The organism is Ureibacillus massiliensis 4400831 = CIP 108448 = CCUG 49529, from assembly GCF_000772965.1.
GTDB classification, from domain to species: Bacteria; Bacillota; Bacilli; order Bacillales_A; family Planococcaceae; genus Ureibacillus; species Ureibacillus massiliensis.
In genome coordinates, this window is sequence record NZ_JPVQ01000051.1 from 1 (window position 1) to 18,024 (window position 18,024).

At 31.0% G+C, this 18,024-nt stretch carries 14 protein-coding genes; 12 read left to right on the forward strand and 2 right to left on the reverse strand.

The genetic code is table 11. The features are described 5' to 3' along the window. The 4 genes from CD30_RS16740 to CD30_RS16750 form a co-directional block, all read left to right on the forward strand. Positions 1-843, forward strand: an 843-nt coding sequence (locus CD30_RS16740; RefSeq protein WP_036179491.1) for an ISL3 family transposase, incomplete at its 5' end; no start/stop codon positions are given. Positions 844-1,030: 187 nt separating this feature from the next. Then, positions 1,031-1,489, forward strand: a complete 459-nt coding sequence (locus CD30_RS20210; protein WP_088350820.1) for a PcsB-like coiled-coil domain-containing protein — start codon at positions 1,031-1,033, stop codon at positions 1,487-1,489. 22 nt (positions 1,490-1,511) lie between these two features. Further along, complete coding sequence (locus CD30_RS20215; RefSeq protein ID WP_088350822.1) at positions 1,512-2,294, forward strand: M23 family metallopeptidase; 783 nt, start codon at positions 1,512-1,514, stop codon at positions 2,292-2,294. A 240-nt stretch (positions 2,295-2,534) separates the two neighbouring features. Further along, positions 2,535-3,470 (forward strand): cation diffusion facilitator family transporter, encoded by a 936-nt coding sequence (locus CD30_RS16750; RefSeq protein ID WP_036179494.1) that lies wholly within the window; start codon positions 2,535-2,537, stop codon positions 3,468-3,470. A gap of 127 nt (positions 3,471-3,597) precedes the next feature. On the opposite strand, the gene CD30_RS16755 is transcribed toward CD30_RS16750, so the two are convergent. After that, positions 3,598-3,801: a hypothetical protein gene (locus tag CD30_RS16755; RefSeq protein ID WP_036179497.1), complete on the reverse strand. Its 204-nt coding sequence runs from the start codon at positions 3,799-3,801 to the stop codon at positions 3,598-3,600. A gap of 249 nt (positions 3,802-4,050) precedes the next feature. On the opposite strand from CD30_RS16755, the gene CD30_RS16760 reads away from it, so the two are divergent. From CD30_RS16760 to CD30_RS16770, 3 genes are read left to right on the forward strand one after another with little or no spacing between them, the layout of a single operon-like run. Then, a complete protein-coding gene (locus CD30_RS16760; RefSeq protein ID WP_036179501.1) occupies positions 4,051-4,422 on the forward strand; it encodes an ArsR/SmtB family transcription factor in 372 nt (123 codons plus the stop codon). Continuing rightward, a complete protein-coding gene (locus tag CD30_RS16765; protein WP_036179504.1) occupies positions 4,415-6,841 on the forward strand; it encodes a heavy metal translocating P-type ATPase in 2,427 nt (808 codons plus the stop codon). The genes CD30_RS16760 and CD30_RS16765 overlap by 8 nt, the downstream gene beginning before the upstream one ends. 56 nt (positions 6,842-6,897) lie before the next feature. Further along, positions 6,898-7,938, forward strand: coding sequence for a flavin-containing monooxygenase (locus CD30_RS16770; protein WP_036179507.1), 1,041 nt, complete (start codon positions 6,898-6,900; stop codon positions 7,936-7,938). A 592-nt stretch (positions 7,939-8,530) separates the two neighbouring features. Here CD30_RS16770 and CD30_RS19650 read toward each other — a convergent pair. After that, positions 8,531-9,049, reverse strand: coding sequence for a helix-turn-helix domain-containing protein (locus tag CD30_RS19650; RefSeq protein ID WP_052126292.1), 519 nt, complete (start codon positions 9,047-9,049; stop codon positions 8,531-8,533). Positions 9,050-9,239: 190 nt separating this feature from the next. On the opposite strand from CD30_RS19650, the gene CD30_RS16780 reads away from it, so the two are divergent. The 5 genes from CD30_RS16780 to CD30_RS16800 all read left to right on the forward strand — a co-directional run bounded on the left by CD30_RS16780 (position 9,240) and on the right by CD30_RS16800 (position 16,906). After that, a complete protein-coding gene (locus CD30_RS16780; RefSeq protein WP_036179509.1) occupies positions 9,240-10,004 on the forward strand; it encodes a PDDEXK family nuclease in 765 nt (254 codons plus the stop codon). Then, complete coding sequence (locus tag CD30_RS16785) at positions 9,991-12,069, forward strand: Mu transposase C-terminal domain-containing protein (protein WP_036179512.1); 2,079 nt, start codon at positions 9,991-9,993, stop codon at positions 12,067-12,069. Before CD30_RS16780 ends, CD30_RS16785 begins: the two co-directional genes overlap by 14 nt. A 17-nt stretch (positions 12,070-12,086) precedes the next feature. Next, complete coding sequence (locus tag CD30_RS16790; protein ID WP_036179515.1) at positions 12,087-12,986, forward strand: TniB family NTP-binding protein; 900 nt, start codon at positions 12,087-12,089, stop codon at positions 12,984-12,986. Positions 12,987-13,050: 64 nt separating this feature from the next. Then, the gene (locus tag CD30_RS16795) at positions 13,051-14,853 is read left to right on the forward strand and encodes a TniQ family protein (protein ID WP_036179518.1); all 1,803 of its coding nucleotides are present in this window, start codon (positions 13,051-13,053) and stop codon (positions 14,851-14,853) included. A gap of 19 nt (positions 14,854-14,872) precedes the next feature. Continuing rightward, positions 14,873-16,906 carry a TniQ family protein gene (locus tag CD30_RS16800; RefSeq protein ID WP_036179521.1) on the forward strand — a complete coding sequence of 678 codons (2,034 nt, stop codon included), beginning with the start codon at positions 14,873-14,875 and terminating at the stop codon, positions 16,904-16,906. Positions 16,907-18,024 lie beyond the last annotated feature (1,118 nt).

Sequence of the window (18,024 nt, forward strand, 5' to 3'; positions counted from 1 at the left end):
ACATCAATTACAACAATTATTCGTAGGTTTGATTCTGTTTTAAATGATAGATTGGCTAATGGAGTTGAATTACCTAAGCATATCGCTATTGATGAATATAAGGGCGATACAGATGCAGGAACTTATCAGCTCATTATTGCGAATGCAGAAACACATGAACCGCTTGATATCTTACCCAACCGTCGTAAAAATACAATTAAAGATTACTTAAGAAAATTTGGTAGCTCGGTTAATGTCGTAGTGATGGATATGAACCCTCATTTTAAAGAAGCCGTTAAAAAGGCATTAAGTCGACCTGTAATCGTGGCCGATCGATTTCACTATAGTCGTTATATTTACTGGGCCTTAGACGAGGTTCGTAGAATCGTTCAGAAAGAATGGCATGCTTATGATCGCAAACAGTGTAAAAGGATGCGGCATGTATTGTATAAGAGAAAAGAGAAATTAAAGGAAAAGGATCGCTGGTACTTAAATCGTTATCTCGGAATGTCAGATGTTTTAAAACAAGCATACATACTTAAAGAAGCTTATTGTAAATGGTTAGACTGGGCCAAAAAAACGAATGACATAAAAGAAATAAAAGAAAAATTATTTGAATTCTACAAGCAGGTAGAAGAATCAAATATTCCTGCGTTTATTAAGGCAATTCAAACCTTTAAGAATTGGCAAGTAGAGATATTGAATAGCTTCAGTTACGGTTACTCTAACGGCTTTTTAGAAGGGATAAATAATAAATCGAAAGTTATTAAACGAAATGCCTACGGCTTTAAGAAATTTGAGCGTTATAAAGGTAAAATATTATTAAGCAATCAATATAAAGAAATCGGTATTCATTTAGGATGAAAAAAGGTGATGTGTTTTCACATCACCCCAACATTTGAAATTGAACCGTTTTTAATACACAATAATCTGAAACTAAATTGTAAAATTTATTATCTATTTTGAATGGTATAATCAGTCTGTTAAATAAAAGTACTAATAGTTTGACTTACTAGAACAAGTAGGGTGAAGTGTCGGGAGGATTTCTCATTTGAGTAAGAAACTGAAAGGTTTTGTCTTAATTGGAACTTTTACATTGTTGACTTCAACGATTTTCCTTAATCTACAAGCCTCAGCAAATAATTTGAATAGTTTAAAAGAAGAACAAAATGAAATAGAACAAAAAAAGGTAGAGTTAAACAAAGAATTAAAAGAGAAAAAAATTGAAATTCAGACAAACCAAGCAGAACAAGATAGCTTATTAAACCAAATAACAAACTTTAATAAGGAAATCATAGCTACGGAAGATCAAATTAGCGTATTTGAAACTAGTATTGAACAAACTACTCAAGAAATTAAAAATTTACAAGCGGACATAAAAGATTTAGAAGAAAAAATTAATAATCGAGATGAACTAATAGATGAACGGTTACGTGCAATTCAATCGAGTGGAACAATAAGTTTCCTAGATATTTTACTAGGTTCAAATAGCTGTCGATTTAATAGATAGATTTTCAGCAGCAAGTACATTAATGGAAGCAGACCGTACCCTTATAGATGAACAAAATGAAGATATTAGGTTAATTGAGATAAAAGAGTTTGACTTAGAAGAAACGCTAGTAGAACTTGAGAGTGATCGTACAGAATTGCTTGCATTAAAAACTAATTTAGAGAGCCAAAGATCAGACAAAACGGCCTTAATTGTTAAACTTGAAGCCGAACAAGAAAAGCTGAAGGATTCAGAACAGCAATTGGAAAATCAATACGAGGAAGTACATGAAATCAGTGAAGAGCTAGAAACGAAGATCATTGCAGAACAGAAACGTATGGCAGAACTAGCACGCGAACAGGAACGTAAACGAAATGCAAATAATAACTCAGCTTCACCCGATGTTCCTGTAACATCAAGTGGGGTATGGACAACTCCTACATATGGTACATTTACTTCAGGTTATGGTTGGAGGAGTTTTGGAGGTGGTGAGTTTCACTATGGTGTTGACGTAGCAAATTCTACAGGAACACCAATTGTTGCTGCTTCAGATGCAGTTGTTTCTTATGCTGCACCTCTCAGTACATATGGTAATGCGGTTATCCTAACACATTCGATTAATGGAAAAATATACACAACTGTTTATGCTCACATGAATTCGATCAGTGTGCAAGCAGGACAATCTGTATCTAAAGGACAGGAAATAGGGAAAATGGGGGCAACAGGTCGTGTTACAGGACCACATCTACATTTTGAATTGCATAATGGTACTTGGGCCGGTCAAAAGGTAGGACATATGAATCCGTTACAGTTTGTTCCGTTTTAATTTAATACTATAGATATAGTCATTACATCCTCAAATTAATTTGGGGATTTTTTTATTACTGTTTAGAGTTCCAAACATAATTATGTTCATATATAGGCTTGTTAAGAATATTTTATAATTCCAATTCAACATGTAGTTAAAAGGACTATTATTGAACAAACTGTATTGTATATTACAATGAAAAAATTAATTACTAACACCTAAAATTAACAGTTGAACCTTGAACTGGAGGTAAAATAAGTGGGACATAACCATACACATGGTGGAAATAAAAAAACACTTACAATAGCTTTTATTATTATAACTGGGTACATGTTTGTTGAAGCGATAGGTGGGATTTTAACTAACAGTTTAGCTCTTTTATCTGATGCAGGCCATATGCTTAGTGATTCAATATCATTAGCAATAGCGCTAGTAGCTTTTAGACTAGGAGAAAAAGCATCAAATAATAAAAAAACTTATGGGTATAAACGATTTGAGGTACTTGCGGCAGTAATAAATGGAATTACATTAATTTTAATCGCCCTTTACATATTCTACGAGGCAATACAACGCTTTATTGCTCCACCTGAAGTAGCATCAACTGGAATGTTAATGATATCCATTGTTGGATTATTAATAAACATCTTAGTAGCGTGGATAATGTTACGTGGAGGGGATACAAAAGAAAACTTAAATTTAAGAGCTGCATTCCTTCATGTAATGAGTGATATGCTTGGATCTGTTGCTGCAATTATTGCTGCAATACTAATTATGTTATTTAATTGGGGATGGGCAGATCCTATTGCAAGTGTAATTGTTGCAGTACTTGTTTTTGTCAGTGGGATACGAGTTACAAATTCAGCAATCCATATTTTAATGGAAGGTACTCCAACAAATATAGATTTAAATGTAATTATTAAAATATTCGAAAAAGTTGAGGGTGTAAAAAATATTCATGACTTACATGTATGGACGATAACTAGTGGGCAACACGCATTATCATGTCATGCAGTAGTAGATGGAGGTTTAACAATTAATGATTCTCAAAAAATCTTACGTTTAATAGAACATGAATTAGAACATCAGGGCATAGGGCATGTAACGATTCAATTGGAAAGTAATAAAAATAGTCATGAAAATTCAATTCTATGTAAAGTTGAAAATGGTAATCATGACCATAATCACGAACATTGATACCAATAATAAATTTTTTATTGGTATAGTTCGAACTAAAGAAAAAAATCAAAGAAAAAGAAACTGTATATAATTCATTGTAATAATTGTCTACAGTTTCTTTTACCAATATAATTTGAACCTATTATTATTCCTCTGTTTTGTTTGGGGCACTTTGGTGTTGTTTTTCACGTAAAATACGTTCCTCAATTTCTTTTGCTTTTAACTCTTGTTTCTTAGAAATACGACGAAATAAATTGAAAACAATAAAGCATAAAACTAATAACACTAATAATTCAATTAAAACAGGTAAATATTCCGTTTTATCTTCGGGGAAATACAAAAAATCCATTTATATATCCTTCTTTCAATAAGTTATTTATAAAAGTTTACTATTTAATTTTAGCATTTTTTTTATGTTGAATAGGGCATGGCCTTTAAAGTTTGGATTTTTGTCAATAGAGAAGCTGAATTTTTAATACTCTTTATAGACCCAATATTAAACTTTATTCAAATATACATTTGACTATTTGACTGTTAAGATGTAAAATTTAAGCAATAACAATCAAATGTTTATTTGAATATTATGAGGTGAATTATTGTGACTAAAGAAAAAGATGTATGTGAAATCACATGTATAAATGAAGAAAAAGTAACGACAATTTCAGAAAAATTGTCGAAGGAGAATCCTTTTGAAGTAGCTAAAATTTTTAAAGCTCTTTCTGATGATACAAGAATCAAAATTGCCTATGCATTATCAGTAGAGGATGAGTTATGTGTATGTGATGTAGCAAATATTGTAGGTGCAACAAACGCAACAGCATCTCATCATTTAAGATTGCTAAATAACTTAGGAATAGCTAAATATCGTAAAGAAGGAAAATTAGTCTACTATTCGTTAGATGACGATCATGTTAAACAACTAATTGGAGTCGCTTTTGCACATCAAAAGGAGGTTGCCGAAGTTGAGTGAGGCTACTAAAGAATTAGAAGATAAAAAAGTATTCAGGGTTGATGGCTTCTCATGTGCCAATTGTGCAGGGAAGTTTGAAAGAAATGTAAAAGAACTGCCTGGGGTACAAGATGCAAAAGTAAACTTTGGAGCATCAAAAATCAGTGTATATGGTGAGGCATCAGTTGAAGAATTAGAAAAGGCGGGAGCTTTTGAAAATTTAAAAGTGACACCTGAAAAACCGAAAAGGCAATCTCCTCCGCTACTAGTTGAACCGATATTTGTTGAAGAAGCAAAAAGTGTCTATCGTGTAGAAGGCTTCTCATGTGCCAATTGTGCAGGGAAGTTTGAAAGAAACGTGAAAGAACTACCTGGAGTAGAAGATGCAAAAGTAAACTTTGGGGCTTCCAAAATTAGTGTTGTAGGAGAAGCAACTATCGAGGAATTAGAAAAAGCAGGTGCTTTTGAGAATCTTAAAGTAATTCCTGATAAGCCTGTCCGTCAAGTGGATGATGTAAAAAGAACTGCCGATGAGGTTAAAAAAGAGGAAAAAATACCATTTTACAAAAAACACAGTGAGTTATTATATGCTGTATTATTCATTGTTTTCGGGTATCTTTCGCTAAATGTAAATGGAGAAGAAAACCTTATAACTTCGCTGTTATTTATCGCATCAATAGTAATTGGTGGATACTCACTATTTATAGTAGGTTTCCAAAACTTACGTCGATTAGATTTTGATATGAAGACACTTATGACTGTTGCAGTGATTGGTGCTGCCATCATTGGAGAATGGGCAGAAGCCTCAATCGTTGTGATTCTATTTGCAATTAGTGAAGCACTTGAACGATTTTCAATGGATAGAGCGAGACAATCTATTCGCTCATTAATGGATATTGCACCAAAAGAAGCACTTGTTAAACGTAATGGTCAGGAAATGACGATCCATGTAGATGATATCGCAGTAGGTGATATTATGATTGTTAAACCTGGTCAAAAGATTGCTATGGATGGTGTTGTTATTAAAGGTAACTCATCTGTAAACCAAGCAGCAATTACTGGTGAATCGGTTCCTGTTGGGAAGACAGTTGACGATGAAGTATTTGCAGGTACTCTAAATGAAGAAGGTTTGCTTGAGGTAAAAATCACAAAATTAGTAGAAGATACAACGATTTCAAAAATTATCGAACTTGTAGAGGAAGCACAAGCTGAACGTGCACCATCCCAAGCATTTGTTGATAAATTCGCGAAGTATTATACACCAGCTATTATGATTATTGCAGCATTAGTTGCAGTTGTACCACCCTTATTCTTTGATGATAGCTGGTCCACTTGGGTTTACCAAGGATTATCAGTTTTAGTTGTTGGTTGTCCTTGCGCACTTGTAATTTCTACTCCGATATCAATTGTTTCAGCAATTGGAAATGCTGCCCAAAAAGGTGTTCTTATTAAAGGTGGAGTGTATCTAGAGGAAATAGGTGCCTTAAAGGCAATTGCATTTGATAAAACAGGTACACTAACAAAAGGCGTACCAGTAGTAACAGATTATAAAGTGTTAAGCAAAAACGTAAATGGAAATGACTTACTTGCAGTTATTACCGCTTTAGAAACCCGTTCGCAGCATCCTCTAGCTTCAGCGATTATAAAAAAAGCAGATGAGGAAAATATCTCATATTCTGATGTTTTCGTTGAGGATTTCTCTTCTATCACAGGTAAAGGAATTATGGGTATAGTTAATGGCACAACTTATTATATTGGTAGTCCAAAACTCTTTAAGGAGTTAACAGTATCAAATTTTGATACAAACCTAGAGAGAGTAGTAACTGAACTTCAAAATCAGGGTAAAACAGCGATGGTAATAGGCACAGAGAAGGAAGTTTTAGGTGTTATTGCGGTGGCTGATGAAGTCCGTGAATCAAGTAAAGAGATTATTCAAAAGTTACATCAACTTGGCATCAAAAAAACAATTATGCTTACAGGTGATAACAAAGGTACTGCAAATGCAATTGGAAGTCATGTAGGAGTATCAGAAATCCAAGCAGAATTAATGCCAGATGATAAATTAAATTATATTAAACAATTAAGAAGTGAGTTTGGTAATGTTGCAATGGTAGGTGACGGTGTAAATGATGCTCCTGCATTAGCCGCTTCTACAGTTGGTATCGCAATGGGTGGGGCAGGTACTGATACAGCTTTAGAAACTGCTGATGTTGCATTAATGGCGGATGATTTAAGAAAACTCCCATTCACTGTTAAGTTAAGTCGTAAAGCATTAAATATTATTAAGGCTAACATTACTTTTGCAATAGGTATTAAGGTGCTTGCACTGCTACTAGTGGTTCCTGGTTGGCTAACTCTTTGGATTGCGATTCTATCAGACATGGGAGCGACACTACTAGTTTCACTAAATAGCATGCGACTAATGAGAGTTAAAGAGTAAATGAAATGGCTTTCCAAATTGGAAAGCCATTTGTAAAAATGAAGGGTGTGATATGAGTGATTGACACGATAGTAATAGGAGCAGGTCAAGCTGGTCTATCTGTAGGGTATTATTTAAAACAACTAAAGCAAGAATTTTTAATCTTAGATAAAGGAAAAGAAGTAGGCGAAAGTTGGATTAACCGTTATGACTCCTTAGTTTTATTCACCCCAAGAATGTATGATGCTTTACCAGGACTACCACTTGAAGGAGATGCACACGGTTTTCCGAATAAGAATGAAATAGTTAGTTATTTAAAGCAATATGCAAATGAATTTAACTTACCCATTCAGTTACAAACTGAAGTAATCAAGGTACAACACCAGGATGGCATATTTTACATAGAAACACTTCAAGGTATACTTCAATCAAAAAATCTTATCATAGCAACTGGAGCATTCCAAACCCCAAGAATACCCGCATTTTCACAGAAATTATCCAGTGACATTAACCAGCTTCATTCTTCACAATATAAAAACCCGGTTCAGTTAAAAGAAGGTAACGTTCTTGTAGTCGGTGGAGGAAATAGTGGAGCTCAAATTGCAGTAGAATTATCAAAAGAAAAGGAAACATATTTAGCGATTAGCAAAAAGTTATCCTACTTGCCTTTAGTGTTTTTCGATAAAAGCATGTATTGGTGGTTAGATCAATTCGGAATATTAAAGGCGAGTACGAATTCCTTTTTAGGAAAAGTAATTCAAAAAAAAGGAGATCCTATTTTTGGTTTCGAATTGAAAGATGCGATTAAGAGAAAAGAAGTTTTCCTAAAACCCAGAGTGATGAAAGGTATATATAACGAAATAACCTTTAAAGATTCAACTACTCTAAAGGTCGATAACATTATATGGGCTACAGGTTTTGATTTAAAATACCCTTGGCTAGAGTTAAGAAAAGTGTTTAATGAAGAAGGGGAAATAGTTCATCAACGAGGTATTACAAATGTGAAAGGACTATATTTCATTGGTTTACCATGGCAATATCGACGCGGTTCTGCGATTTTGCAAGGGGTGGGATTTGATGCTAAGTATATTGTTGAACATCTAAAAACTATTTCTTAAAAAAGAAAAGTAATTTAGAAGTAAACAAGGCTATGATCATTATCGGCGGTTTACTTATAACATACATTACAATGTATTACATTTTCTTTTAGTAGATACATCATTCCAGGAGAACACCTAATGCCAATTAGGTGTTTTTTTACTTTAGCTTCTCCTATTAAACTACGGAGAATTTTTCTTATTCGATAATGAACTCACATAAAAGAATATTTTTTTAAGTCTTTAATTTAAGAAGAAAAAAGTTGTACATGCAGTATACAACTTTTTTGTAACTTAACAGCAGTGTCCAACTACATTAAAGTAGGCACCAACAATAATTGGAATTTCTCTTTTCATCATAATTCTCTCCTTAAAATTAAATTATCGTTTGAAACACGCGAGCATAAAGAGATTTATGCTGTAGTTATGACGTTGTCTTCGAACGATAGTTGTGTGTGTTTCTTAAAAATACGGAATGTGGAGGAGTAAATGAATGTAAACCACTGCCAATCCTAAGTTCAATCAACAACATATTCATTCTTTTTCTTCAAATGGGACTGCAGTATTGGAAAACTAGATAGTGGTTATAAATAAATCTTCTCATTTAAGGAAATCAACTAATATCGGGCTTTTGAAACTCAGATTTATATTTAAAAAGTATGATGTCTTGAACTAGTTTAAGAATATATTCTTTATCTTCAGTAGTGATTAGGTCTAACATTGCGATAATATATTTATCGTCAATTGTCCGTTCAGATTCAGATCTATAAAAGCTAATAATAAATCTTCTTAAGGCAAATTGAATGTCCTCTAGTGGGATATTAAATTCAGCAGTAAGAGTATCTTTTTCCTCCCATATCGTATCCATTACTATATTATATAATTTATCAAAATGAATAGGGAATTTCCCTATCCCTTGTTCCTCCCCAGTTTTTCTTCCTCTAATAATCCAGTCAATAGAGATATTAAATTTATCACTAATTGAAATTAAAGTTTCAATAGATGGTTTAGATTTCCCTTTTTCTAGATCACTTAATGCTGCTTGTGAAATACCAATAGCTTTAGCAAAAGTAGTCTGATTTAAATTAAGTAACTTTCTTAAATTTTTAATACGCTCATTTATATTTTCCATGATTACATTCTCCATATTGAAAAAATTTCTAATAATTGGTTATAATTATAAGTATAGTTATAATAGTAAAAGTATAGTTATAAGCAATTTGATAATTTATGTTATAACATAATTATACTTTTTAATGAAATGAAGTGCGAGTTAATGTGTAATTACAATTATTCTGAGTACAAGTATTTAGGGAGGTCCAATGTCAAAAAAATATTTTCAAAATGAGCAATGGGAAGAAAATGAAATGGAGTTTTTTCCGAAAAGGAAAGTTAGTAATAAATTAAGTTGGAAAATACATCATATTGCTGGTTCTTTTTACAGCAACAAAATGAAGAGGATAATTGAGTATGAATCGATGGGAGAATGTCTATTTTACTTTTTCTTAGAATTGGCGACAGAAGTAGAGCGGTATTATGTACAGCCATTAGAAATAGAAGTGCCTTTTCTTACAAAAGAAGGGGATAGAAAAAGCTGGATTCACGTTCCCGATGTCTTAGTATTTGTTAATGGGTTTAAATCAACGCTATTTCAAATTAAAGAGTCACCGCAGGAAAGTAAAAAACATGTCCTTATAAATAAAATATGTAAAAAATATTCAGCTCAAAGACAGTGGGAATACAAGGTTATTTATCCTAAGAAACTACCGCAGAACATTTTATATAATATTAAATTTTTACAAGGAGCCATTCGTAAACGTAAGAGGTTTGACGAGTGGATACCTGAAATAATTTATCGAGTAGAACACATGAAGGGTGTAACAATAGACGAACTTGCTTCTAGTTTCTCTCCTAAAGTGAACCCCCTCCTAATATTGCCTGCTATCTATCATCTTATTGCAACAGGGATTTTACAAATAAATATTACAAAAGAAATTGACCAGTATAGTGAAGTTAGACTAAAAAAGCTAAACGAAGAGCTACTACCATATCTAAATTTGGATGGTGATTTATTTGAATACAAGTGAACTGAAAATAAATGGTGAAGTAATTTATTTTGGTATGACATATATAATTTTAGCAATTGACCCACCTATTATTATATTAAAAAGAAAGGATACAAGTGGAGATGCAATATCGATTAATTACTTTGAATTAATAACAAATCCATCTTTTCATACTGGAAAATCAATAAAAAGAAATATCGAAAGTGATAATAGAGTTTACTTTTCAGTTTTAGATTCTTTAAATGAAAAGAAAAGAGAGGAAGTATCTAAACGGTTAAATATTATTAGACCTTTGATATTACTAGAAAAGTTAAAACAAAATCATTTCCCTTCTTTTGTAGCATTTCTTGAGAACTATAAAGATTTATTAAACGAAAATGAAAATCCAGAAAAATTAAAACAAGAGTTAATAATAGAGAGATTGGCAATAAAAAATTCACTTTCCGAGAGGACAATAAAAAGGTATTTATCGAATTATCGCAAAGTTGCTGATGAGAATTCTACACTTGGTGAAGAAGGGTTGGTATCTAATGCGGGAACAGGGTATAAATACCGGAATGACAATAAAACTTTAATAATTAATCACCCTAAACATCCAGAGATGATACTAGATCAAATTCAAGTTCGCTTGAATGATGTATATATACCAATAATTAAAGAAGTAATTGAAAATGAATACCTAACACTTCAAAGTAAAAGTAAAGCGAATATTATAGATTTGATAAATATCAAATGTTCAATTAATGGTATTCCACCAATTAAACCAGAGACTATGTATAAGATATTTGAACGGATTTCGACTAAAGTAGTTGAAAGAATGCGATTTGGTACTAAGTCTATAAATAAATATGAAGAAGTAAATCGTGGATTTGCTAATAAAGAAGCTCTTTATCCGTTACATTTAGTAGAAATAGATCATACCCGAATGGATATAGAGGTTATTGATGAAAAAAATGGTGTTGTTAAAGGGAGACCATGGATTACATTAGGAGTTGATGTATATTCAAGAGTGGTTTGGTGTATGTATATTTCATTTGAACCCCCTTCTGCAAATAGGGTAAGAAAAGCAATTCAACAGGGTGTTCTTTTTAAAAATACAAAAGAACAATATGGAACTTTTAATAATTGGGAAATCTTTGGTATACCGTACAGTATACAATTTGATAATGGTACTGAATTTGATAATCTTGCAATTAGACGCTTAGTTGATGAGACGCTAAAGTCAAATATTAGGTTTCGGCCAATAGCAACTCCTCGATATGGGGGGACTATTGAAAGATTGATTGGCACAATTAATACACAGGTTTTACACAATCTACATGGTACAACTAAAAGTAATATTTTTCAAAAAGGTGAGTATGATTCATCAGAAAATGCATTATTAAGCCTTGAGAATGTTAAAGAAATTTTAACTAAGTATATAACGGATATCTATCATTTTCAGAAACATGAAGGACTACCGATAGATTGTAATTCGCCAATAGCACGTTTTCATGAAGGGCTAAAGAAGAGTGGTTTACCTGATTTTATAGAACCCGAGGATGAAGATTTGTTTAAAGTCTCACTATTACCATCATTATCTAAGCCCTATACAAGAGATGGTGTAAGAATTGATAATCGTATTTATAGATCTAACTCATTATCTCACTTAATAGATAAAAGAGAGGTTAAGTATATTGTGAAATATGATATTGATGATATTTCATACATATATATTAAATCTCCAAAGGAAGTTGATTATGTAAGAGTTAATATTGTTTCTCCACCTTATGAATCTGTACAAGGAATGAATGCTTATACTTATAAATTGTTACTAAAACATTTAAAAGACAAGGGAGAACTAAGAAGGAATAAAATTGCTACAGATGAACAAATCCTTCAAGCAAAAGCAGCTCTTCAAAAAAATATTGAAAAAATGTATAAAACAAATAGAAGAACAAGACAACAAATGGAACGAATGGAATGGGAAGTTGAGGTAACTAATATAAATCAAAAAGAGATAGTTAATAAGAAAAATAATCCCACTTATGAACAGCTTATGGCTAATGCGATAAAAATATTTGATGAGAACGCGGATAAAAATTAGGGAAGTGAAAAAGTGTAATGGTAAATAATTCGTTGAACAATCCTTTTTTGGAGTTTGCTGATAGAGTCCTAAATTTAAATGTAGATCTTCCCTATGCTGAGTCAATTTATAGAGTTATGGATTCTCATATGAAAAGGATAGGGAAAACTAGACATCTTTTTATTACAGGACCATCAAATGTGGGTAAAACTATAATGGCAGAGAATTATATTCAAAGATATCCAGGATATACCATTACCGAGGGAGACGGGACAGAAGTTGATATTAAACCAGTAATTTATATGGAAACCCCTCACCCATTTACCTTATTAGAATTTTATCATGAATTAATATATGCATTAGGCTCTCCTCGTTTAGGAGGAGTACCAAAGATTAATGATCTGAAGGTACGTGCTTATCACTTGATTGATAGACAAAGAGTGAAAATGGTGATAATAGATGAAATAAACAATATACAAACATCCGGTGTTAATAAAAATACAGCTATGGATGCTATAAAACACATGGCTAACAAAACGAATGTTACATTAGTTTTAATGGGCACACCCGAGGCAGCAGAATTAAGAACTTTAGATGAACAATATAAGTCAAGATATCGCCCACGCTCCATTGATCGTTTTACAGAGTGTAATGAAGAGTTTTGTATATTTTTAAATAGAATAGAAGAGCAATTGAAATTTCCCCAAAAAATTGGATTAGGAGATTTGAAAACAGGACTGCCCCAAATACTTCATTATCAAAGTAAAGGAAAAGTAGGTTATTTAGTTCCTATTATTCAGGAAGCATATGATTTGTTGGGGGTTTTTCAAGAGTCCTTCAATGACTTTAATAAAGCTATATTATCGCCATATATACTGGATGAAGCCTATAAAATTATACAGGGTGATTTTATTGATGATAACATAGGTGAGATGTAAAAAAGAAGTATATACCTCAATCAAAAGGGAATAATTGTATTAAAAACTTTTGGAGAGGTTACTTTTGGAAACACAATTCTTAACAATAAGAGTTAGACCTTATAAGGATGAATTATTATCTAGTTTTTTAAAAAGGTTAGCTTATGCTAATGGTTTCGATGTTTTAAAATTCTGTTCCAGTTTTAGTATAAGCAATTCACATTATCTACAAAAAAGTGATTTAGATTTAGTTGATTTTTATCCATTAAATGTTCTTGATATTAGAAAAGTTGCAGAGCTAAATAATTTAGATAAAATGGATTTACTTAATAAAACATTTTTTAAAGTGATAAAGAAATTTACTACAGAAAATTTTTCTAGAGTGAGAAATTTCACAGATCTAATTAGAAAAAAGTTAAATTATTGCCCGGATTGTTTAAAAGAAAATAATTACTATAGGGTTTTATGGAAAGTTGAAGACGTTAATGGATGTTTAAAACATAATAGGCTTCTTTTAGATAAGTGTCAAAATTGCTATAAAGATATATTTTATAAGGAAGTAGATTATATTGGTCTATGCCCTCATTGTAATTTTGCCTTAAAAAATAGCAAAATTATACTTGATAAGAATGTAGAGGTAGAAATAAATACTCATGTAATAAAATCTTGGGAGTTTTTATTGGGAGAAAATGCTCTATCTATTGATATTGATCAGATTCCACTTAGGTTACTGTATTTATTGAATGAATTTAAAATAGAGTTAGATAGAAATCTAGTTACTAAAAATTTGAACAAATATACTTCATTGCCCACCTTGCTTCAGCATGTAAGAGGTACAAATGGACGACGGAAAAATTTGCACATGAGTATTGTATTGAATATTTTACAAGAACGAAATTTTAGTTTGGAGCAATTATGTAACTTGGAAATTCCAGATATATTTATAACAGGACTTCTACCTAAAAGGAAAATTGAAAATGTTTCATGTATGGCTCCCTGGTGTTCTTCATTTGGAAAAGTGGGCTCTTTGGTTAAAACTGGAACCAGTAAGAAAAAGAAAAATGATGGTACAGAATTAAAATATTATCTTCTTTGTACTAAATGTGGTTGTGAATATGCCTTTAATTATGATGATCAACTTGTAGAACGAACATATTTTATACATGCATATAATGAGTTGATTACTATTAATACATCAAACAGCAGTTTGAAACAGCTCGCTTCTAGTTTAAAAATTTCAATTGATAAAACAAAAAGGTGTTTATGTTATTTCATAAGTAGGAATGTCCTTAATAATTGTGCCTTCTCTAAAGATTTTATAATAGATTCAAATAAATTTAAAAAAATTCTTAATGGGATTAGAAAGGATGTTGGATTAAAGAAAATTAGAAAGTGGAATATATGGGAAAGTTACAATGAGTTTTTAATTTATAGATATCATATTGATGTAATAAATGAACTGCATATTAAAGGAAATTACTCCAATAGAATAGATAACATTCCCAACGATAACTCACAATTTTTATTAGTGAAAAATACTGTAGATAATATGTTTGAAAAGAATGAGGAAATCACAATTAAGAATGTATGTACTAAACTAAAAGTCTCCCCTGAAACAATCCGTAATTGGGGAGGGAATAAGTATATATCAAAAGTGAAAAGGCAGCAGAGAGAGTTAAGGTTGAATCGTTTGAGAGAGGAAATAAAAAATAAGGTAGAACTTTATATTATTGAAACACATTCCGAAAATATTTCCTCTAAAGGATTATACGAGTACTTAAAAATTGGAAGAACCGTTTTGTGGAGAATTGATAAGGAATTAACTCGGTTTATAGCAGATAAATTAGGCACTCAGAAAGAACCAATAATTTCTCAATATAAAGATTAAATTTGGAAGGTAGGGTTTCATGGAGGTTAGAAGAGGATTCACTATTAGGGCTAAATTGATAGAGGGGGAGTCTTTATCTAGCTATCTTATTAGAACCGCAAATCAAAATGCCATTACCAGAATTTCAGAAATATGGCAATTTGTAAGAAAACAAGCTACGTATAAAGTTGATAGGAATTCATTTTATAAGTTTGACTTATTTCCAAGTGATATTGTTCAACTAAACGAACTATCAATTTTATTAAATATTCGAGCTAACAAATTAGGACTTCATTCTTTCGAGCCATTTGTTAGCTTGTTTTATCCTGGAGCAGCCGGAAAAATGATCTTTGGCAAAGAGGTTGAAATCAAGAATCGGCGATTTTGCAGAAGTTGTTTAAATGAAAATGGAGCATTTCAACTTTTATGGCAAGTTAAAGAGATTCATATGTGTCATAAACATTTTACGAGGATAGAATCAAAATGTCATAAATGTGGATGTGATCAACCATACTTAAAAAAAGATATTACAGAACATCTAAAATGTAATGATTGTGGAGAATTGTTGTTTGAGGTTATAGAAGAGCCTATAGTAGATATTGATGTAAAAACACAACAATTGCGTATTCATAGAGATTGGAATAGTTTACTTACAATTGTAAATTACATAAATGGTAATTATCTAAATAACCCTCAACTAATACATAGAAATATAGCATTGTTATTATTGTTTTTAACTACTCCAGAAAACACACGGTTAAGTTCTAAGAAGCATCCTTTTTTTACTCCTTCACAAGCTTTTAAAGTGTTAAAAGTTGTAAGAAATAAATCTAATGAAATATTAAGTTTAGGGTTTATATTGAATACTTTAAGAGAAATAAATATTGAAGTTAGTGACTTATTATATCTTAAAGTTCCAATGTCTTTTATGAAGAAAGTATTTATAAAAAAAACAAAGGCAAAAAAAATAATTATTGAATGCAAATCTTCGTGGTGTAGTTTTTTTGGTACAGTAAATAAAATGGTGGATATGAAAAATTCCTCAAAGGGAAAATTCGTACCGAAAACGTATTTATATAGTGCGGTGTGTGTTTGTAAAAATTGCTGGATACAGTTTGGTTTGAATAAAGAATTATCTAAATGGGAAATTATAAATATTTCGAAGAATTTATTAAGTGAAATTAATGACTATATTGAAATTGGTTTTTCTGAAAAACAAATAATTCAGCAACTTAGAATATATCCAAATAAAGTATATTATTATATGGGATATATTTATCGTTATAATCCATTTTGTAATAAAAATTTAATTCTAGAAGATAGAATTACAGAAGTAAATAGTAGTATATTAATAGACAATTTTTCTTTATTGAAGCCTTTTTGGAGAAAGAGTTATTTACTGGCTATACAAGCTTCAATACTTTTTGGGTGGGATGTATTATCAACCTTTTATTATTACTGGCATCCTGAGGTTCAACAATATATTTATTTAGAAGAAAATTCACGATTAACGAATAGAAAAAAACGAGAAGAATTAAAAAATAATATGAATGAAGTAATCAAGAAATTAGTGAATAGTAATATTGAAATTTCAATAAATGAAATTGCTGCCAGTTTAGATATAACAGAAAAAACTTTACGATATCATAGTCTACATAAAAATATAAATAAAGTAAAAATGGAGAATAAATTAAATAAGAAAGCTGAAGAGGAAGCTCTTATTTTTGAAAAAATAGATAACTTTATAAAAAGTAAAAAAAATTCTGAAGAGCAAATTTTTGTTCATGAAGTATATAAATTTATAGGAATATCCGAAAAGATTATAATAAAGAATTATCCGGAAATAGCAAAGTTTATTTCTGATTTAGCAAAAAAAAGTAAATCTGAACAAATGTTAATAAGAAGAAAAAATTTAGAAAAGGCTATAGTTCATGTATATAGACAATATGGTAGAGTTGATTATCCCCTTTTAAGTGAGTACTTGGGAGTCACTGAAAAGACATTAACAAGTTCTCAAGGGGTGTATAAAGGAATCGCTTCATTGATAAAAAGTATAATAGCTGACTTGAGGTAAGTTGAAAGTGTCAATATATCGTAATTTTTGGCAGACTGGATGCCCGTTGATGATCGGTATATAAAGAGCTAAAAATCATTTTACTCCCCAATTGACTTTAACAAATAATTAAAGCAAAGAACTGAAACAGTTTATGACAATATGAATTATAGAATTGCGGAATTATGACAGTTGTTATTATAAAAAGTGACATAATTTACTTATAAATTGACCTTAAAATACATAAAATTTATGACAGCATTAATTATAACTCACAATTTCGTTGTGTCCAACTACATTAAAGTTGGTAACCAATTGTGAGTTGTGAGTTATAACTAATACTGTCACAATTTATAATTATATTTGTCAAAAGTATAAAAGATATAGTGTTATCAAAAGTAAACCTTGGTACAGAGAATTCGTTGCTGTATCAAGGTTTCTGTTTTTTCTCGAATAGTTGTTCAATTATAGGGTACATTCATATACAGTAAAATTTTACACTGGATATTATATTTAATATTGTCATTTTTCAGTTGATAGTAATTGATATTGATTTAAAATAAAGTTCGATAATTTATAATAAAGTTTGATAAAAAGATTATTTTTAGGGTATCTCTTTATTCGACAATCGGGCATATTATTGAATAAATGATAAAAATCTTCCCCAAATACGCTTAATAGGAACCAGACCTATGTAATTAAACCCACCAGCACTTATGTGTTCATACACTCCACACATTGTGGTGCTGTGCGTGGCTTGAACTGGCTGACTTTACCTAATCTAAGCATGCTTTTTAACATACGCTTTAATAGGGTGTGTTTTGTTATATTTAATTTAATATTTGTTGAAACATAAAAAGCAGACGGTTTAGAAGTGCATTATCACACTTCTAAACCGTCTGCTTTTACTTTTATTAATAAATCAGGTGTTAGTTTATTGAAGAGTTGTTTTGGATTAAGTTGTTGTAAAATATGAGCTTTTTATTCAGCAACATCTACAGTTATATTATTTTGTTTGTCTTGTAAGATATTGAGGGGGTTATAAGCATATCGTAAGCCTCTTGATCAACTTTATCTTCTAATAATTTATTGTTATAGCAAAAAGAAGTTTTACCCAAGGCAAATAAACTGTAGCCTTG